At 71.2% G+C, this 19,649-nt stretch carries 15 protein-coding genes and 1 pseudogene; 3 read left to right on the top strand and 13 right to left on the bottom strand.

Features of this window, described 5'->3' with window-relative positions:
- A partial coding sequence (locus ACWGO6_RS17650) for a dolichyl-phosphate-mannose--protein mannosyltransferase (protein ID WP_452327480.1) occupies window positions 1-1,150 on the top strand: 1,150 nt, incomplete at its 5' end.
- A gap of 4 nt (window positions 1,151-1,154) precedes the next feature.
- On the opposite strand, the gene ACWGO6_RS17645 is transcribed toward ACWGO6_RS17650, so the two are convergent.
- From ACWGO6_RS17645 to ACWGO6_RS17615, 7 genes are all read right to left on the bottom strand, one after another.
- Window positions 1,155-1,637, bottom strand: a complete 483-nt coding sequence (locus ACWGO6_RS17645; RefSeq protein WP_029262641.1) for an Lrp/AsnC family transcriptional regulator — start codon at window positions 1,635-1,637, stop codon at window positions 1,155-1,157.
- A gap of 3 nt (window positions 1,638-1,640) precedes the next feature.
- Complete coding sequence (locus tag ACWGO6_RS17640) at window positions 1,641-3,032, bottom strand: amino acid permease (RefSeq protein WP_452327479.1); 1,392 nt, start codon at window positions 3,030-3,032, stop codon at window positions 1,641-1,643.
- Window positions 3,029-4,096: a histidinol-phosphate transaminase gene (hisC, locus tag ACWGO6_RS17635; protein ID WP_136040846.1), complete on the bottom strand. Its 1,068-nt coding sequence runs from the start codon at window positions 4,094-4,096 to the stop codon at window positions 3,029-3,031. The genes ACWGO6_RS17640 and hisC overlap by 4 nt, the downstream gene beginning before the upstream one ends.
- A gap of 158 nt (window positions 4,097-4,254) precedes the next feature.
- A complete protein-coding gene (locus ACWGO6_RS17630) occupies window positions 4,255-6,057 on the bottom strand; it encodes a thioredoxin domain-containing protein (protein ID WP_136040847.1) in 1,803 nt (600 codons plus the stop codon).
- A 33-nt stretch (window positions 6,058-6,090) separates the two neighbouring features.
- On the bottom strand, window positions 6,091-6,660 hold the full coding sequence (msuE, locus tag ACWGO6_RS17625; RefSeq protein WP_136040848.1) for an FMN reductase: 570 nt from the start codon (window positions 6,658-6,660) through the stop codon (window positions 6,091-6,093).
- Window positions 6,661-6,749: 89 nt separating this feature from the next.
- A complete protein-coding gene (locus ACWGO6_RS17620; protein WP_452327478.1) occupies window positions 6,750-7,586 on the bottom strand; it encodes an aldo/keto reductase in 837 nt (278 codons plus the stop codon).
- A 67-nt stretch (window positions 7,587-7,653) separates the two neighbouring features.
- Window positions 7,654-8,871 carry a heparan-alpha-glucosaminide N-acetyltransferase domain-containing protein gene (locus tag ACWGO6_RS17615; protein WP_452327477.1) on the bottom strand — a complete coding sequence of 406 codons (1,218 nt, stop codon included), beginning with the start codon at window positions 8,869-8,871 and terminating at the stop codon, window positions 7,654-7,656.
- A 28-nt stretch (window positions 8,872-8,899) separates the two neighbouring features.
- Between ACWGO6_RS17615 and hrpA the strand changes: the two genes are divergently transcribed.
- Window positions 8,900-12,874, top strand: a complete 3,975-nt coding sequence (hrpA, locus tag ACWGO6_RS17610) for an ATP-dependent RNA helicase HrpA (protein WP_452327482.1) — start codon at window positions 8,900-8,902, stop codon at window positions 12,872-12,874.
- A 39-nt stretch (window positions 12,875-12,913) separates the two neighbouring features.
- Window positions 12,914-13,858, top strand: a complete 945-nt coding sequence (locus ACWGO6_RS17605; protein ID WP_452327476.1) for a quinone oxidoreductase family protein — start codon at window positions 12,914-12,916, stop codon at window positions 13,856-13,858.
- A 21-nt stretch (window positions 13,859-13,879) separates the two neighbouring features.
- Here ACWGO6_RS17605 and ACWGO6_RS17600 read toward each other — a convergent pair whose 3' ends face one another.
- The 6 genes and pseudogenes from ACWGO6_RS17600 to ACWGO6_RS17575 form a co-directional block, all read right to left on the bottom strand.
- On the bottom strand, window positions 13,880-14,488 hold the full coding sequence (locus ACWGO6_RS17600) for an alkylhydroperoxidase domain protein (protein WP_452327475.1): 609 nt from the start codon (window positions 14,486-14,488) through the stop codon (window positions 13,880-13,882).
- A complete protein-coding gene (locus tag ACWGO6_RS17595) occupies window positions 14,485-15,102 on the bottom strand; it encodes a CMD domain protein (RefSeq protein WP_452327474.1) in 618 nt (205 codons plus the stop codon). The genes ACWGO6_RS17600 and ACWGO6_RS17595 overlap by 4 nt, the downstream gene beginning before the upstream one ends.
- Entirely contained in the window at window positions 15,099-16,151 is a 1,053-nt protein-coding gene (locus ACWGO6_RS17590; protein ID WP_452327473.1) for a putative FMN-dependent luciferase-like monooxygenase, read from the bottom strand. Before ACWGO6_RS17590 ends, ACWGO6_RS17595 begins: the two co-directional genes overlap by 4 nt.
- Window positions 16,148-17,785, bottom strand: a complete 1,638-nt coding sequence (locus ACWGO6_RS17585; protein ID WP_452327472.1) for a dipeptide ABC transporter ATP-binding protein — start codon at window positions 17,783-17,785, stop codon at window positions 16,148-16,150. The genes ACWGO6_RS17590 and ACWGO6_RS17585 overlap by 4 nt, the downstream gene beginning before the upstream one ends.
- Window positions 17,782-18,677 (bottom strand): annotated as a pseudogene (locus ACWGO6_RS17580) (ABC transporter permease). Before ACWGO6_RS17580 ends, ACWGO6_RS17585 begins: the two are co-directional and overlap by 4 nt.
- Window positions 18,674-19,642 (bottom strand): ABC transporter permease, encoded by a 969-nt coding sequence (locus ACWGO6_RS17575; RefSeq protein ID WP_136040858.1) that lies wholly within the window; start codon window positions 19,640-19,642, stop codon window positions 18,674-18,676. The pseudogene ACWGO6_RS17580 and the gene ACWGO6_RS17575 overlap by 4 nt, the downstream one beginning before the upstream one ends.
- Window positions 19,643-19,649: the final 7 nt, after the last annotated feature.

The following is a 19,649-nucleotide window of genomic DNA, read 5'->3' as shown; positions in this document are numbered from 1 at the left end:
CACGGCCCTGTTCGGCGCGGGTTCCGTGCTGCTGGTGTATCTCATCGCCCGGCGCCTCAGCGGCTCGGTGGTCGTCGCGAGCGTGGCCGGCACCCTGCTCGCGATCGATGGGCTCAGCATCGTGATGAGCCGGATCGCCCTGCTCGACGGCATCCTCACCTTCTTCATCCTGCTCGGCGTGCTGTTCGTGCTGATCGACCGGCAGCGGACGATCCCCGTGCTCGAGAGACGCGACCCCGACGCACCGGATCCGTTCTGGGGACCCGTCCTGTGGCGGCGCCCCTGGCTGATCTCCGCGGGGCTCGCCCTGGGTGCGGCGTGCGCCGTGAAGTGGTCGGGACTGTACGTCCTCGCCGGCTTCGGACTGTACGTCGTGGTCACCGATGCACTCGCTCGACGCCGCGCGGGTGTGGTGCTGTGGCCGACCGCCGCCGCCTTCCGCCAGGGTCCCGTCTCCTTCGTGCTGCTCGTCTTCCCTGCTCTCGCGGTCTACCTCGTCAGCTGGTCCGGGTGGCTCGTCACCGCCGGCGGCTACGACCGCAAGAGCGACGCCAACCCCCTGCTCGCGCTGTGGAAGTACCACGAGTCGATGCTCGGATTCCACGTCGGCCTGAGCCGCGGGCACCCCTATGCGAGCCCCGCGCGGGAGTGGCCGCTGCTGCTGCGCCCGACCGCGGTCTGGGTCGACCCCTCCCCTTCAGGCTGCGGCACGGATCACTGCATCGGCGTGATCTCCGCCGTCCCCAATCCACTCATCTGGTACGGCGGGGTCGCTGCGGCCGTGTATCTGATCTACCGGCTGGTGCGCAGCTGGATCACGCGACAGCCGGTCGGGCCGGAGCTGACCGTTCCGCTCGTGGGACTCGCCGTCACCTACCTGCCGTGGCTGATGTTCCCCGAGCGCACGATCTTCCAGTTCTACACGGTCGTGATGATGCCCTTCCTCGTCCTCGCGCTGGCGATGACGCTGCGGATCATCGCCGGAAAGCGCGAGGACCCGTTGTACCGGCGGCAGTCCGGCGAGCGCACGGTGATGATCTTCCTCGTGTTCGTCGTGCTCGTCTCGGCGTTCTTCCTGCCGCTGTGGACCGGGATGAGCGTGCCGTACGAGTTCTGGCTGCTGCACAACTGGCTGCCCGGCTGGGTGTGAGGCGCTAGGCGGGATCGTCTGTCGCGACGTGATCCACCAGCGGGAGCACGCGCCCGGAGAGGTGCGTGCGCATCGCGATCGATGACGCCGTGCGCGCGACGCCGGGCACGAGCGCGACCCGGTCGAGCACCTCCTGCAGCCGGGTGGCATCCCGCGCCACCAGCCGCAATTGCATGTCGCTCGCCCCCGTGACCGTGTGCATGTCGACGATTTCGGGCACCGCGTCGGCGAGGGCCGTCGCCACCTCGTCGTGCCCGACCTTCTGATCGATCTCGACCAGGCAGAAGGCGACCACGCCGTAGCCGAAGCCGGCCGGGTCGACGCGCGGCACGATCGCCTCGATCACCCCGCCCTCATGCAGGCGCGCGAGACGGCTCGTCGCGGTGCCGCGGGCGATCCCGAGCCGCCGCGCGACCTCGAGGATCGGCAGCTGCGGCGACTCGGTGAGCAGCCGGATGAGCTGGGCGTCGAGGCGATCGATGCGCATCGGCTACTCCCGGGGTACGCCGGGCCGGGCGACTCCCCTGGTCGCCCGGGCGACGAGGAGCAGCACACCGGTGAGCGCGAGGGTCAACAGCAGCTGGATGCGCGCCGCCTCATCGATCATCGCGAGCGCGATCACCGCGGCGAGCAGCACCAGGCAGAACCAGGACAGCCACGGGAAACCCCACATCCGCATCGGCATCTCCTCGCCCGCGCGGTCCGCGCGAGTGCGGAGGATGATCTGCGCGATCGCCGTCGCCGTCCAGATCACGAGCAGCGTCGAGCCGACGACGTTGAGGAGGGCCGGCAGGACGACATCGGGGAACGCCCAGTTGAGTCCCACCGTCACGAAGCCGAAGGCGACCGAGGCGAGCACGGCGACGAACGGCACGCCCTTGAGGCTCGTGCGGGTGGCGGCCAGCGGAGCGAGGCCGCGCTCCCCCAGCGAGTACGCCATGCGGGAGGCGCCGTAGATGTTCGCGTTCATGGCCGACAGCAGCGCGATGATCACGATCAGGTCCATCACGAGGCCGACGCCGGGCACGTTCAGGGTTTCGAGCACCGCCGAGAACGGGCCGTCCTTGACCGCGGGGTCGTTCCACGGCAGCACCGCGACGATCACGAAGATCGACCCGACGTAGAAGACGAGGATGCGCACGAGCACCTCACGCACGATGCGGCGGATGTTGTGTGCGGGGTCGTTCGACTCGGCGGCGGCGATCGCAACGACCTCGGTGCCTCCGAATGCGAACACCACGATGAGCAGCGCACCCGCGATGCCGGCGATGCCGTTCGGGGCGAAGCCGCCGTTGTCGACGAGGTTCGCGATGCCGGTCGCGGGCACCCCCGGGATGAGCCCGACGATCGCGCACACCCCCACCACGAGGAAGGCGATGATCGCCGCGACCTTGATCGCCGCGAACCAGAACTCGAAGCGACCGTAGTTGCGCACGCCGAACAGGTTCACCGCGGTGAGCGCCACGACGAAGATCAGCACCCACACCCAGGCGGGGATGCCCGGCGTCCAGTTGGCCACGATCGCACCGGCGCCCGTCGCCTCGGCCGCGATCACGACGACGAGCTGGATCCAGTAGAGCCATCCGACCGCGCTGCCGACGCTGCGCCCCATCGCCTTCTGGGCGTACGAGCTGAAGGCACCGGAGCTCGGTCGTGCCGCGACCATCTCGGCGAGCATCGCCATCACGAGCACGACGATGCCGCCGGCGACGAGGTAGGAGACCAGGACGGCGGGACCGGCGATGCTGATCGCCTGCCCGGATCCGACGAACAGGCCGGCGCCGATCGCGCCGCCGAGCCCCATCATCGAGATCTGGCGACGGGTGAGCCCCGGATGCAGACCCTTGGTGGTCGTGGTGGTGGGCGGGAGTTCGGTAGTCATGCAGCAGCCTCCGAAGTGGATGCGGTGAGCGCCTGTTCCACGCGATCGATGTCGGTCGAGGAGCCGGAGGAGATGCGGATCCCCTCCCCGGCGAAGGCCCGCGCGATCACGCCTCCCGCCTGCAGCAGCTCCTCGAGCTCCGGGGTGCGACCGCCGGACGGAACCCAGACGAAATTCGCCTGCGAGCGGACGGCGGGCCAGCCCGCGACGGTGAGCACGTCGTGCAGGCGCTCTCGTTGCTCGATGACCTCGCCGATGCGTGTGGCCAGCTCGTCCTCGGCATCCAGCGAGGCGAGGGCGGCGGTCTGGGCGAGGTCGGTCACGCCGAACGGCACGGCGACCTTGCGCTGGTTCTCGGCGACGGCAGCCGGGGCGATCGCATAGCCGATGCGGAGCCCGGCGAGCCCGTAGGCCTTCGAGAAGGTGTGCAGCACGGCCACGTGCGGGTGGCGGCGGAACAGCTCGATGCCGGCACCGCGGCTCTCGGTCGTGTCGAAGTGCACGTACGCCTCGTCGATCACCACGAGCACGTCGTGCGGCACGGCGGCGACGAAGCGCTCCAGCTCGTCGGCGCCCACAACGGTCCCGGTGGGGTTGTTCGGGTTGCACACCAAGATCAGGCGGGTGCGCGGGGTGATCGCGGCGAGCATCGCGTCGAGGTCGTGCACGTGGTCGGCGTCGAGCGGCACGGCCACCGGCGTGGCCCCGGCGATGCGGACCAGCGAGGGGTACGCCTCGAAGGACCGCCAGGCGAAGACGACCTCGTCGCCGTCGCCCGCCACCGCGTGGATGAGCTGCGCGGCGATCTCGACCGAACCCGCACCGACGGTGACCTCGGCGGGATCCACGCCGTAGCGGGCGGCGAGGCGCTCACGAAGGGCGGCGGCACTCATGTCCGGGTAGCGGTTGATGCCGTCGATCCGGTCACGCACGGCCTGTGCGACCGAGGCGAGCGGCGGATGCGGCGATTCGTTGGAGGAGAGCTTCGACGCACCGGCCGGGGCGGAGCGCCCCTGACGGTACGCGGGAACGGCGTCGAGTCCGGCGCGGGTGGGGAGGGGCATCGTCAGAGCATCCTTGCTGTGATCGCGGGTGGGGTCGCGCAACAGTAGAACGGATGCCGGGCACTGGGCAATCGGTTCATTGGATGCTGCGCAACCCGCGCAACCGGACGGTGCCTGCGGGGGAATCGCTGTGCAGATTGTGCACCGCGGCCGGAGTGTCAGCGGGAGGTGGAGACCTCCGCCGGGTCACTCACGGGCAGGCGGCACACGAACGCACGGCAGTCGTAGGCGCGCTCTGCGGACGCGTCCTTGCCCTCGAACAGCTCGAACCCGGCAGCGGCGAACGCCTGCGCCTGCGCGGGAGTGACGACGGCGATGGCCTCGGCATCCGCGGCCCGGGCTGCTGCGGCGAGCGCACCGTCGCGGTCGGCCGTCGTCACCACGAGCTGCCGAGGCGGAAGGGCGAGGCCCGCCGCCACCCGCAGCAGCGTGCCGTGGGCGAAAGGCTGCTCGATCGCGCGCGACGCGAGGGCGCTCACGGTCGCGGCGGCGGCCTCGCGATAGCGGTCTCCTGCACCCAGCCACCAAGCGGTGAGCGCGGCCCCGGCAACGGCTGCGGCATCGGACGGCAGGTCACCGTCGGTCTGGTCGGGAGAGGTGGCGATCCCCTGCGCCGAGAGCAGTGGATCGTCGCCACCGGTGCCGGCGAGAGCGTCGTCGAGGATGCCGCGTGCGGTCACGGCCCACTCGGCGTCCCCGGTCGCCAGGGCGAGCGCGAACAGGCCGTCGGCGAGGAGCCCGAGGTCTGCGGGCGTCGCGACGGCGGCGGATGCGCGGCCGTCGAGCGATGTGCGCACGAGCGCACCCGCGGCGTTCCGATTGACCCGCAGCACGTGGTCGGCGGCGGCAGCGGCGGCGTCGATCCAGCCCTGTGCGCCGTAGGCCGCCCCCGCCCGGGCGAGGGCGCCGATCGCGAGCCCGTTCCACCCCGTGATCACCTTGCCGTCGACGGCGGGAGGCTCCAGGCCCGTCCGGTCGGCGACGGGACGCATGTAATAGCCGCCCTCGCTGCGGGCGCCGTCGATCGTCGACTCGGAATCCTGCGCGGCACCGAATCCACCGCCGTCGCGCCGCAGCACGTCGACCAGGAAGGCGGCGATTCCTCGCACCGTGGACTCCTCCCCCGCGTCCCGCGCGACGTCGAGCAGCTGCGCGTTGTCGGTGAGCATCCGTTCATAGTGCGGCACGGTCCAGTCACGCTGGGTGGCGTAGCGGAAGAAGCCGCCGTCGGCATCGCGGAGGTCGGAACCCGCCATCGCAGCGAGCGCCCGTGCCGCCGACGCCGCCGCCTGTGGAGCGCCCTCCCGCACCACCGGATGCTGCAGGAACCGCAGCGTGGTGGCGACGGGGAATTTCGGGGCGCCGCCGAAGCCGCCGTAGACGCGGTCCTCCCGCTGCGCGATCGCCTCCGCCGCCGTCGCGATCGCCACCACGTCGGGCAGGTCGGAGGGCCTGGAGTTCGCCGCGCGAGCGAGGGCGTCGGTCACGGCATCCGCCGACTCCTCGGCCTGCGCGCGCCGCAGCGTCCAGGCCTCCCGCACCGCGGCGAGCACGTCGCGGAACCCGGGCATCTGACCACGGGCTTCCGGCGGCCAGTAAGTGCCGGCATAGAACGTGCGACCTCGAGGCGTCGTGAAGACCGTGAGCGGCCAGCCGAGATTCTGCGTGAAGGCGGAGGCCGCGGCCATGTAGGCGCCGTCGACGTGCGGATGCTCCTCGCGGTCGACCTTCACCGCCACGAAACCGTCGTTGATGAGGGCGGCGGTGTCGGGGTCGGCGAACGACTCCCGCGCCATAACATGGCACCAGTGGCAGGTCGAGTAGCCGATCGAGATCAGCAGCGGCACGTCGCGGCGCCGGGCTTCGACAAACGCCTCCTCACCCCACGGGTACCAGTCGACGGGGTTGTCGGCGTGAGCGCGGAGGTACGGACTGAGCGTGTCGGCGAGCCGGTTCGTCATGCCCTCACGCTACGCCGTAGGGAGGGCGCGCGGTCAGCTGACGAGAAGCTCGACCGGGCGCGCAGCCGCGTAGCCGACCAGCGGCAGGGCACGCTCGGCGGCCAGCGCGATGCGCGCCTGCAGCACATCCGAGGCGATCTCGTACCCGTCGAAATCGGTGTTGCTGGCGTAGACCCCGACCGGGAGGGTGAGCGCCTGGAAGAACGCGAACAGCGGCCGCAGCTGGTGCTCGATGATCAGCGCGTGCTTCTCCCCGCCGCCGGTCGCCGCGAGCAGCACGGGCTTTCCCACCAGGTCGTACTGGCCGACGAAGTCGAAGAGGTGCTTGAAGAGTCCGGTGAACGAGGCGCGGTAGACGGGGCTGCCCACGATCAGCAGGTCGGCCGACTCGATGGCCTGCAGCTGCGCCTCGACCTCGGGCGGCAACTGGTCGCGCTGGAGCGCGCCGGCCAGTCCCGGGCCGATCTGCGTGAGCTCGATGAGCTGCGACTCGACCTCGGCACGATCGGCGATCGCGTCCGTGATCGCGCGGACGAGGGCGGTCGTCTTGCTCGGCTCGTGCAGGGATCCCGACACGGCCACGACGCGGAACGGAGCTGTCATGCCTCGAAGCTACTCACGACGACGCCCCGTGTCGCGCGGAGCGACACGGGGCGTCATGTGGGCCCGAGGGCCGGAATGGGCGACCGGGGTCAGTTGACCTCGTCCGGGTGCGAGCCGACACGGCCCGAGCCGTCGAGCGGGTCGAGGGCGTCGATCGCCGAGATCTCGGCGTCGGTCAGCTCGAAGCCGAAGACGTCGAGGTTCTCGCGCAGGCGCTCCGCGCGCACCGACTTCGGGAACACGATGATCCCCTTCTGCAGGTGCCAGCGCAGCACGGCCTGCGCGGGGGTGACCCCGTGCGCGGCTGCGGCGTCCGCCACCGCGGGGGTGCCGAACAGGTCGTACTTGCCCTGACCGAGCGGACCCCAGGCCTCGATCTTGACGCCGTTCGCGTCGGCCCAGGCGACCACGTCGCGCTGCTGGTAGGCGGGGTGCAGCTCGATCTGGTTCACGGCCGGCACGACACCGGTCTCCTTCACCGTGCGCTCCAGGTGCGGGACCAGGAAGTTCGAGACGCCGATACTGCGGGTGAGACCCGCCTCACGGAGTTCGACGAGCTTCGCGAAGGCGTGCACGTAGTCGTCCTTGGCCGGGGTGGGCCAGTGCACCAGGTACAGGTCGACCTTCTCGAGGCCGAGCTTGTCGAGGCTCTCGCCGATGGCCGCGCGCGGCTCGTCGTCGTGGTGGCGGTCGTTCCAGAGCTTGGTCGTGATGAACAGCTCGTCACGGGCGATTCCGGCGGCCGCGATCGCGGCGCCGACGCCCTCTTCGTTGCCGTAGATCGCGGCGGTGTCGATGTGGCGGTAGCCGATCTCGAGCGCCTCGCTCACCGCGCGCTCGGTCTCTGCCGGCGGCACCTTGAAGACGCCGTAGCCGAGCTGCGGGATGGAATTGCCGTCGTTCAGTTCGAGTGCAGGAATACTCATTGCTCCAGCCTATGACCGGCATCCGACGTCGAGGCCGCCGGGTGAAGAAAGAAGTCAGGGCAGGCAGTCAGCGCCGCGGGACGGCCGCCATCGCAGCCGCCCCGCGACCGACGAATCGTTCCAGCGGTCCTCGGCCGAAGAACATCGACCAGAGCGTCGTCGCCACCAGCAGACCGACGGCGGTCGCTGCCCAGAACGCGTTGCTGGAGAAGAAACCTCCAGGCCCGCCGACGAGCGTGATCGACAGCACGTGCGCACTGTATGCCGTCAGCGGCATGGAGCCCAGCGCACCCAGCGGCAGCAGCACCCACCGCAGCGGTCTGCTCAGCAGCAGGCACAGCGCGATCACCGTGAGCGCGAACCCACCGGAGCCGAGCACCTCGGCGGTTCCGCCGCTGTGCGGCTCGACCGCGAACACGGCAGCGAGCACCGCGCCCAGTGGATCCGACGCCGACAGCGCCTGCGGATACCCCTCCCACCCGCTCGGCGTCGACACCGCGCCGCCATCGCTCTCGGGGAACGACCCATCGAAGGAGCTCTCGCTGAACGAGGAATCGACGAACGATGAACTGCTGTCCTCCGCAGGCGTGCTGAAACCCGCTGCCTGGCCGATGCCCCCGAGCCCGTAGCCGACGACCGCGAGCACGACGCCGACGGCGAGTGCGATCACGGCGGTGCGCACTCGTTCGACGTGCATCCGCCCCAACGCCATGCCGCCGAGAACGAGGGCGAGCCACACCGTGATCGGGTAGGTGCCGTAGAGCACGAAGCCGATCCCGGTGCCGAACGGCTGCAGCATCACGGCACCGAGGAACGCGAGCAGCGCGGGGCCGAGGAGAGCGAGCAAGGCCGCGGCGAGCAGCAGCTGCCACGGACGCCACCGGAGGAACGGGATCACCGCGACATAGAGGATGCCGTACAGGGTGAGGATCACCGCGATGGGGGTGTTCAGCATCTCCAGGGCCAGTCCGATCAGGAAGATCACCGCCCCGCGCCCGACCAGGTTCAGGCGGATGCTCGGGAGGCGCTCGCGCTCGGGGAGCACGCTGCGTCCGGTCATCAGGGCGATGGACACCCCGGCGAGGAGTGCGAAGAGGATCGACGACCGCCCGTGCACGAGGTCGGTCCACGTCGTCGGGTCGAGCCACTCGAAGGCCTCGGTCTCGCCGACGTGCGCGCCGGCCATGCCGAGGATCGCCAGTCCCCGAGCGACATCCAGACCGAGGATGCGCGGCGGGCGCCCGAACTCGCGGAACCAGCGGACGGGGGCGAGCGCGGTGATCACCAGATGATCGTAGAGGGCGATTCCCGTCATACGATGGAGGGCTATGTCCTCCCCCGTGATCTCCTATCCCCCGGAGCTGCCCGTCAGCACTGCCCGGGGCGAGATCGGCGACGCCATCCGCGACCACCAGGTCGTGATCGTCGCGGGCGCCACGGGCTCGGGGAAGACGACCCAGCTGCCGAAGATCGCGCTCGAGCTGGGTCGGGAGCGCATCGCGCACACCCAGCCCCGCCGCCTCGCCGCGCGGACGATCGCCGAGCGGGTCGCGGAAGAGCTCCAGGTCGAGCTGGGCACGCTCGTCGGCTACAAGGTGCGCTTCACCGACAAGGTCTCCGATGCCACCCGCATCGCTCTGATGACCGACGGCATCCTGCTCAACGAGATCCACCGCGATCGGCTGCTCACCCGCTACGACACGATCATCATCGACGAGGCGCACGAGCGCTCCCTGAACGTCGACTTCCTGCTCGGCTACCTGGCCCGCATCCTGCCGGAGCGCCCCGACCTCAAGGTGATCATCACCTCGGCCACGATCGATCCGGAGAGCTTCGCGAAGCACTTCGCCGCCCCGGACGGCACACCGGCGCCGATCATCGAGGTCTCGGGCCGCACCTACCCCGTGGAGATCCGCTACCGCGGTCCGGTCGAGGATGCGGACGACGAGAGCGCACCGGCCGAACCGGAGGACGAGGTCTCGGCGATCGTCGCCGCCCTCCGGGAGCTCGACCGCGAGGCGCCGGGCGACGTGCTCGTGTTCCTCCCCGGCGAGGCCGAGATCCGGGATGCGGCCGACGCCGTGAGGGGCGCCTACGCGAACGACCGCGCCCCCACCGAGGTACTTCCCCTGTTCGGACGCCTCTCCGCCGCGGATCAGCACCGCGTGTTCGAGCGCAGCCGGGTGGCGGGCGTGCGCCGCCGGGTGATCCTCGCCACGAACGTCGCCGAGACGAGCCTCACGGTCCCCGGCATCAAGTACGTGATCGACACCGGCACCGCGCGCATCTCGCGCTACAGCAATCGCTCCAAGGTGCAGCGACTGCCGATCGAGGCGGTCTCGCAGGCCTCGGCGAACCAGCGATCCGGGCGCGCGGGCCGCACCAGCGACGGCATCGCGATCCGCCTCTACTCGGAGGAGGACTACGACCGGCGACCGGAGTACACCGAGCCCGAGATCCTTCGCACTTCCCTCGCCTCCGTCATCCTGCAGATGCTGTCGCTCGGCTTCGGCGACATCACCGCGTTCCCGTTCCTCACCCCGCCCGACTCGCGAGGGGTGAAGGCCGCGTTCGACCTGCTCACCGAGCTCGGTGCGGTCGCCCTTCGGCCGGCTCAGGGACCGGATCAAGGATCCCCGCACCTCACCCGCACCGGCCGCGACATCGCGCGGATGCCGATCGACCCGCGGTTCGCGCGGATGCTGATCGAGGCGGGGCGCCCTTCGACGGGCTCAGGGACCCAGGGCGGAGGCTCAGGGACCCACTCGTCGGTGACGCGCGACGTGCTCGCGATCGTGTCGGGCATGACGATCCAGGATGTGCGGGAGCGGCCGGAGGAGCGCCGTGAGGAGGCCGACCGCCTGCACGCCCGCTTCGTCGACCCGACCAGCGACTTCCTGACCCTGCTGAACCTCTGGAACCACCTCCGCGAACAGCAGCGCGAGCTCGGATCGAGCGCGTTTCGCCGGCTGTGCCGCTCCGAGCACCTCAACTACGTGCGGGTGCGCGAGTGGTTCGACGTGCACCGCCAGCTGCGCACGCTCGTGAAGACGTCCGGCCGCGAGGGCGAGGCCGGTGGCACGAGCGACCCCGACGCCATCCATCGCGCCCTGCTGGCCGGCCTGCTCTCGCAGATCGGCATCCTCGACGAGCGCACCGCCCCTGCGGGCAAGTCGCACTCCCCGGCGAAGGAGCCGAAGGGCCGACGCATCGCGGAGTACCGGGGCGCCCGCGGCATCCGCTTCTCGATCTTCCCCGGCTCGGGCCTGCGCAAGAAGAGCCCGCAGGCGGTGATCGCAGCCGAGATCGTGGAGACCTCCCGCACGTTCGCGCGCACGGTCGCCGCGATCGATCCGGCCTGGGCCGAGTCCCTCGCCGGCGACCTCGCCAAACGGCAGGTGACCGAGCCGCACTGGTCGAAGGATGCCGGTGCCGCCGTCGCGTTCGAGAAGGTGACGCTGTTCGGGCTCGAGATCATCCCGCGTCGCCGCGTGCAGTTCGCGCGCATCGACCGGGCGGCCTCGCGCGAGCTCTTCGTGCGCCACGCGCTCGTCGAGGGCGAGTGGGATCCGACGCGGATCGACAAGCGGGTGAGCGCGTTCTGGCGCAGCAATGCCGAGCTGCGCAAGCGCCTCGAGAAGCTGGAGGAGCGCGAGCGCCGCCGCGACATCCTCGCCGGCGACGAGGCCGTGTTCCGGTTCTACGACGAGCGCATCCCCGCCGACGTGTTCGACGTGCGCTCCTTCGAGAGCTGGTGGCGCGAGGCCATGGCGACGACGCCGAAGCTGCTCGTGATGCGCGAGAGCGACCTGATCGACGACGAGGAGCGCGCGGACCAGCGCGAGTTCCCGACACGATGGACGCAGGGCGACCAGGTGCTGGGGCTGGCGTACCGGTTCGAGCCGGGCGCCGACGACGACGGTGTGAGCGTGGTCGTGCCACTGCCCCTGCTCGCGCAGCTCGAGGACCGCGGATTCGACTGGCAGGTCCCGGGCCTGCGCGCCGAGCTCGTGACGGGTCTGCTGCGCGCCCTCCCCAAGGCCATCCGCCGCCACGTCGTCCCCGCCGCGGACTGGGCCGAGAAATTCGGGGCCGAGCTGGCCGAGCAGGGGCCCGAATCACACGGCGGCCTGCCGCCGCGCACGCTCAAGGAGGCGCTGGCCCGACTCATCCAGCCGCTCGCCAACCAGCTCGTGTCCGCCGCCGACTTCGACGACGACCGCGTGCCGCCGCACCTGCGCATGAACTTCCGCGCGGTCGATGAGCGCGGTCGGGTGGTCGGGTCCGGGCGTGACCTGCGGGCACTGCAGACGCAGCTGTCCGACCGTGCGCGCAGCAGCGTGGCCCGCTCGATCGCCGCGCCACCGAAGTCGGGGCCCGTGCAGCCGGGGGCTCTGAGCGCGCCGAAGCGCCCGCAACTGGAGCAGACCGGCCTCACGGCCTGGACCTTGGGAGACCTGCCCGAGGTGCTCGACACCCGCGTCGCCGGCGGCGTCGTGCGCGGCTACCCGGCGATCGTCGATCAGGGCAAGAGCGTGTCGGTGCGGGTCGAGTCGACCCCGGATGCCGCGGTCGCCGCCACCCGCGACGGCGTGCTGCGGCTCGTGCTGCTGGGCGTCCCCTCCCCCTCCTCGTACGTGCAGGAGCACCTGACGAGCCAGGAGAAGCTCGCGCTCGCCGCCTCGCCCTACCAGTCCGCCGCCGCCCTCATCGAGGACTGCCGCGCGGCCGTGGCGCGGCAGGTCATCGAGCAGGCGGCGCCGGGCGGCATCGTGCGCAGCGAAGCCGACTTCGCGCGGGTGCGCGATGCGGTCTCGGCCGTCCTGGTGGATCAGCTCTTCGCGTGCGTCTCGCTGGTGGCCCGCATCCTCACGAAGTCCCGAGACGTCGAACGCGGCATCAAGTCGCAGAACTCGCTCGCTCTGCTCGGCCCGCTGAACGACATCCGCACGCAGTTGAGCGGGTTGCTGCATCCGGGCTTCGTCTCGGCCGCCGGCGTCGACCGTCTCGCGCACTTCCCGCGGTACCTCGAAGGCATGCTCGACCGGCTGAAGACGCTCGGGAGCGAACCGGGCAAGGACCGCGCGCGCATGACCGAGTACGAGCGGATGGCGAAGGCGTTCGAGGATGCCGGGGGCACGATCCCCCTCACCCGCGACGCTCCCCCCGCGCTCGTCGAGGTGCGCTGGCTGCTGGAGGAGTACCGCGTCAGCGTGTTCGCGCAGCGTCTCGGCACCGCGCAGCCGGTGTCGCCGCAGCGGATCATGAAGGTGCTGTCCGGGCGCTGATCCGCGACGGCGGGTGTGCGTCGCGGGTAGCCTGAATCCATGGCACGCGCGATCGTCTACACCGAGCTCGGCTCCCCCGATGTCCTGCACCTGATGGAGATCCCCGATCCCGTCGCGGCCCGCGGCGAGGTCGTGGTCCGCATCGAGGCGGCGGGGGCGAACCCCATCGACGCCAAGCTGCGCAGCGGCAAGCGGCCGTCGCCCCCGATCACCGAACCGCGTCCGGTCGGCTTCGACGGAGCAGGGGTCATCGAAGTGCTCGGCGAAGGCGTCGACGACTTCGCGGTCGGCGACCGCGTGGCGATCCGCGACGGGCACGGCACCTACGCCTCGGCGCTCGCCATCTCTACCGACAACCTCGCGAAGCTCCCCGACTCGGTCACCACCGCCGAGGGCGCGGCGATCGGGATCCCCGCGGGCACCGCCTACCAGGCGCTGCGCTCGCTCGGGGTGACCGAGGGCGACGTGCTGCTCGTGCACGGCGGCTCGGGCTCGGTCGGTCAGGCCGCGGTGCAGTTCGCCGTCGGCTGGGGCGCGACCGTGATCGCGACGGCGAGCCCCGCCCGCCACGACCAGCTGCGCGAGCTCGGCGCGATCCCCGTGGCCTACGGCGACGGCCTGCTCGACCGCGTGCGCGACGCCGCCCCGGAGGCCGTCACCGTGGCGCTGGACTGCGCCGGCACCGACGAGGCGATCGAGACCTCGCTCGCCCTCGTCTCCGACCGCGACCGGATCGCGACGATCGTGCGCGGACCGGATGCCGCATCCTTCGGCATCCGTGCCTTCTCCGGCGGCTCGCCCGTGCCCCTGACGGATCAGGAGCTCGCCTGGCGCGCCGAGGCGCTGCCCGAGACGATCGCCCTCCTCGACACCGGCGACTTCGTGATCGAGCTCGGCCCCCAGCTGCCGCTGACCGAGGCGGCGCAGGCCCATGAGCTCATGGAGTCCGGCGCCGCCTCGGGCAAGATCATCCTGGTCCCCTGACAGCGGGACCCTCGAGGTCGATCAGGCCGGGGCCACCGGCCGTCCGATCGACAGCATCAGCCGGTTCGCCCAGTTGAAGAACGCGGCGCCGTGGATGAGGTCCGAGATCTCCAGGTCGTCAAGTCCGGCGGCACGCAACCGCACGATCTCGTCCTCGCCGAACGCGTTCGGGGTGTCGGTCAGGGCGACGGATGCCGCGACGATCGCGTTCCAGCGCTCGCCGAGGTCGGCGTCCACACCCTCGTCGAGGAGCAGGTCGACATCGTCCGTGCGCTTGCTGTGGTGCGCGGCGAAGCGCGAGTGCACCGAGGCGCAGAACACGCAGCCGTTGCGGCGGGAAGCGGCGGTCGCGGCCAGCTCCCGGTCGGCGCGCGGCAGACCCTCCGCAGCGTTGTAGAAGATGTCCTTGTCGACCAGCGTGCGGGCCTTCAACACCTCGGGGTCGCGGGCCAGCAGGCGGAAGTAGTCGTTCTTCGCACGAGCGGCGTCGACGAGACCGTCGTAGTGACGCGCGGTCAGCTCGTCCTCGGCGAGGGGCTCGAGGTGCGGAACCCACCCGACCTCACCGCGGGTGAACGCATGCGGGTGCGGAGCGTCGTCGTGCTGCAGCACGCTCTGTTCGGCGGTCATGCGGCCTCCTCCTCGGAGTTTTCGGCGGTCAAGCCCACAGCGGTGAGCACACGGAGCCCGGTGATGACGCGCTGCTGGAAGGCGAGGAACGACACCAGCTGCGACAGCGTCACGATGCCGTCCGCCGACCAGCCCGCGTCGAGCAGGCGGCCGAGGTCGGCCTCCGAGGCCTCGCGGGGGCGGAACACCAGCAGGTGCGTGTGGGCGAGGGCTGCGGCGAGACGCTCGCCCACGCTCGCGATGACGGCGTCGGACGGCACGTAGCGCACGCCATCGGTGTTCTCGGCCTGCAACCCCAGCTCGGCGTAGGTGCCGAACGGTCCGGCGGTCGCTGCCTGGGCAGCCTCCGCAAGAACGACGGTGGCCGGCTGTGGGTCGGCCTCCTGCGCACGCGCGGCGTAGAACACGGCGGTCGGGTCGTCCGCGCCGGCGAGACCGGTGGCGAAGGCGGCCACGAGCTCGCGTTCGGCCTGCGACACGTGCTGCACGCTCACGGGACGGAAGAGGGCGTCGAAGCTCGCCTGCAGCTGCTCCCTGGTCACCGGACGGCGGCGGCGCAGGGCATCCAGCTCCGGCGTCACATCCGCGATCCGATCCACGATGTCGTCGGTCATGCGTTCTCCTTGATGGTGAGGTTCTGGTCGGTACTGATGCGGTCGGGTGTCGGGGTGATCGCGTAGCCGAGGGCCGGGGCGACCTCGTCGGCGAAGAGCGCGATCGAGCGCAGCACGTGCTCGTGCGGGGCGTCGACCGAGTGCACCTGGAAGGCGACCTCGGTCGCCCGGGCGAGAGTGGTGTCGGCGGCGAGCGATTCCGCCACCTGCTCGGGCGTGCCCAGGTGCGTGTCGAGCGCGGCGATCAGCTCGTCGATGCTGTCACCGGGGATCGTCTGGCCCTGCCGACGGAAACCCTCGGCCGCCCGGCGCAGACCGACCTCGGCGAAACGCAGCGCCTCGGCTCGGTCGTCGGCGACGAACACGGTGCGCGAGGCGGTGATCCGCGGCGCCACCCCCTCCGGCAGCGCCTCGAGGTAGGCGTCGATGATCGGATCCTGCAGCGCGGAGAGCGGTGCGTGCAGCCGGTCGGCGCTGCGCGGCTGCGTGCGCGAGAGCAGCAGACCGTGCCCGTGGATGCCGGCGCGATGCCCACCCGGAGCGGAGAACGTCGCCTGCCACACGCGGTCGGCGAGGTCCCCGGCATCCGGGTAGAGGGTGTTGCCCGCACCGACGTCACGCCCGGCCAGACCGTCGAGCAGGGTCCGCAGCTTCCGGTCGTAGGTCGGCGCCTTGTCGCGCACGTCCTCCCCGAACGGCACGAACGACGACGGGGTGCCGCCGCTGCCGAGTCCCAGATCCACGCGCCCCCCGGAGAGCAGATCGGCGACCACGGCATCTTCCGCCACCCGCACCGGATCCTCCAGCGGCAGTGTGATCACTCCCGTGCCGAGGCGGATGGTCGAGGTCACGGCCGCGACGTGCGCGAGGAACACCAGCGGTGAGGGCAGCCCGCCCTCGGCCGCGTGGAAGTGGTGCTGCGCGACCCAGGCCCGCACGATGCCGTGGCGCTCGGCCTGCCGGATCTGCGCGGTCGCGAACGCGTACCGTTCGGCGGGGGCGGCATCGTCGAGCAGACGGGTGAAGAAGGCGACGGTGGGTGCGGTCATGCGGGTACCTCTCTGGTGCCGGAGACTTCTCTGGTGCCGGGCACTGCGGCGAGCAGCTCCCGGGTGTAGTCGTGCTGCGGCTCGCGGAAGAGGTCTTCCGTCTGCCCCTCCTCGACGATCCGGCCGCGGCGCATCACCGAGACCGTGTGGCTGATCCGCCGCACCACCGCGAGGTCGTGCGAGATGAACAGGTAGGTGAGCCCGAGCTCGGCCTGCAGCGAGGTGAGCAGCTCGAGGATGCGGGCCTGCACCGTGACATCGAGCGCCGACACCGCTTCGTCGAGCACCACGATGTCGGGGTCGATCGCAAGAGCGCGGGCGATCGCGACGCGCTGCCGCTGACCGCCAGAGAGCTCGCGCGGAGTGCGCCGTGCGACATCGGCGGGGAGTGAGACCCGATCGATGAGGGCGAGCGCACGCTCCCGCCGCTCGGCGCGGTTCCCGACGTCGAAGTTCACCAGCGGCTCGGCCACGATGTCCGCGATCTGCTGGCGCGGGTCGAGCGACGCGAACGGGTTCTGGTAGACGAGCTGGATGCGCCGGCGGAGCACCCGCAGCTGCTCGCGCTTCGCGTGGGTCACGTCGTCACCGTCGACCTCGATGGTGCCGGCATCCGGCTGGTGGAAGCGGGTGACGAGCCGCGCCGTCGTGGTCTTGCCCGAGCCCGACTCCCCCACGAGCGCGTGTGTGGTGCCCTCGCGCACCCGGAACGAGACGTCGTCGACGGCACGGAAGCGCTCGGGCCCGGCCACACGGAACTCCTTCACGAGTCCGTCCGCGACGATCGCCCAGGGGTTCTCGGCGGCGACGGCGGCGGCATCCCGGAGGAACGGCGGGGCGTCGGGGCGACGGAAACCTGTCGCGAACGCCGGAGCGTCGGCGAGCAGCTGCTTCGTGTACGGGTCGAACGGCACCGCGAGCACCGCCTCGCTGGAGCCCTGCTCGACGATCCGCCCGTCCTTGAGCACGACGAGCCGCTCCGCCCGGTCGGCCGCGACGCCGAGATCGTGAGTCACGAGGAGGATGCTGGTGCCCTCCTCGCGCTGCAGCTCGTCGAGCAGGTCGAGCACCTTGCGCTGCACCGTGGCGTCGAGGGCGCTGGTCGGCTCGTCGGCGATCAGCAGCCGGGGCCGCAGGCCGATCGCGGTGGCGATGAGCACGCGCTGGCGCATACCGCCGGAGAGTTCGTGCGGATACTGGCGCGCCCGCAGGTCGGGGTCGTCGATACCGACGCGGTCGAGCAGCTCGATGGCGCGTGCGCGCCGCGACCGTCGATCCCGGTGCCCGTGCAGACGGAGGATCTCCTCGACCTGCGCGCCGATCGTGCGCACGGGGTCGAGCGAGGTGGTGGGGTCCTGCGGCACGAGACCGATCTCGGGTCCGCGGATGCCGCGCAGCGCACGGTCGGACCACCCCGAGATGTCGAGGTCGCCGAGCAGCACCCGCCCGCCGTCGACGCGGCCACCCTCCGGCAGCAGCCCGAGCAGGGCGTGCGCGGTGGTGGACTTGCCGGAACCGGACTCCCCCACGAGCGCCAGGGTCTCGCCCTCGGCGATCTCGAACGAGACGCCGTGCACGACCTGCTTCCCCGCGTACGAGATCCGCAGATCGGTGGCGGAGATGACGGCACTCACTTCGCACTCCTTCCGATGCGGTGGCTGATCCGGTTGGCACTGAGCACCACGATCACCACGACGAGACCGGGGAGGGCTGTGAGCCACCACGCGGTTCCCACGTAGTTGCGGCCATCGGCGATCAGCAGGCCCCATTCCGGCGTGGGCGGCGGCGCCCGTAGCCGAGGAATCCGAGTGTCGAGATCGCGAGGATCGCGGTGCCGAACTGCAGGGCGGCCAGCGCGACGATCGGCGTCAGCGAGTTCGGCAGGACGTGCCGTCGCAGGACGGTGAAGAACGTACCGCCGCTGCCGAAGGCGGCCTCGACGTACTCGGTGCGCCGCACACGGGCGACCTCGGCACGCATGAGCCGGGCGAAGGCGGCGACGCTGCCGAGACCCACCGCGATCGCGGCGTTCACGGTGCCGAAGCCGAGCAGGATGATGACGGTGAGGGCCAGCAGCAACCCGGGGATCGCGAGCAGCACGTCGACGACTCGCATCAGCACGTCGTCGACCACACCGCCGACGGCGCCGGCGATCGCGCCGATCAGCGTGCCGAGCGCGAGGCCGACCGTGACGGCGATGAGTGCTCCCGAGAGCGAGTGCACCGCGCCGTGCACGACCCGGCCGAACAGGTCGCGGCCGAGGGTGTCGGTGCCGAACCAGTGCGCGGCGCTCGGCGGGAGCAGCTTGTCGGCCGGGACGCCGGTGAGTGGGTCGCCGGGGGCGAACACCCCCGGGATGACGGCCCAGAGCACGGCGACCGTCACGACGGCGAAGGCGAGGTACAGGCCCCAGGAGCGCCCGCGCAACCGTCGTCGGGGCGTGGGTTCGGGCTGAGGCCCCGCCGGCTGCGTCGGCGCGGCCGGGTCAGCACCCACCACGGGGTCGATGATCACGGGAGCGGTCATGCGGTCGCCTCCTGGAGTGTGCGCCGCGTCGACGCGCGGGCGACGGTGCGTTGACGGGGGTCGATGAGCGGGGTCACGAGGTCGACCGCGAAGCTGATGATCACGAAGCCGAGGGCCGAGAGCAGCACGACGCCCTGCAGCACCGGGATGTCCTGGTTCGCCACGGCCTGCTCGGTCAGGCGGCCGATGCCCGTGCGGCCGAAGACCGTCTCGGTGACCACGGCCCCGCCGACGAGTTCGCCGAACAGCACGCCGGCGATGGTCAGGGTCGGCACGGCGGCGTTGCGGGCCACCGAGCGGGTGAGCACCCACAGCGGCGGGGCCCCCTTCGCCCGCACCACGGTGACGAACGGCTGCGCCTGCACCTGGTCGATCGAGCGCACCAGCACCTGTGCGAGCGGAGCCGAGATCGGCACGGCCAGGGTCAGTACCGGCAGGACGAGTCCGCTGACCGGGTCGGCCCCGACGATCGGCACCCAGCCGAGGCCGAACGAGAAGACCTGGATGAGCAGGATGCCGAGCCAGAAGACCGGCACCGCGACGAACAGCCCCGGCACCTGGCGAAGCCCGTCGCGCAGCCACGCGAACGGGGCGAGGGAGGAGAGCCCGGCGATGAGGACGGCGAGGATCAAGGCCACGACGAGTCCGAGCGACGCGAGCAGCAAGGTCGCGGGGAGGGCTTCGCCCAGCATCGTCAGCACCGGAGTGCCGAACTGGGTCGAGAACCCGAAGTCTCCGGCGAGGAAGCCGAGGCCCGCGTGCACGTACTGCTCCCACCACGGCAGGTCTGCGCCGTAGGTGGCTCGGATGCTGTCGAGCTGGTCCGGCGACAGCCCGAGGCTGGGGTCGGAGAACTTGATCAGGATCGCATCGCCCGGCAGCAGCTGAAGCAGGAAGAAGGTGGCCGTGAAGGCCGCGATCAGAACGATCGCGGCCTGCCCGGCTCGTCGGAGGACGAAGCTCATCGTGTCA

Source organism: Microbacterium sp. NPDC055665 (assembly GCF_053618035.1).
Note: the sequence above shows the minus strand (reverse complement) of the source record. Positions and strands in the feature narration are given on the sequence as shown.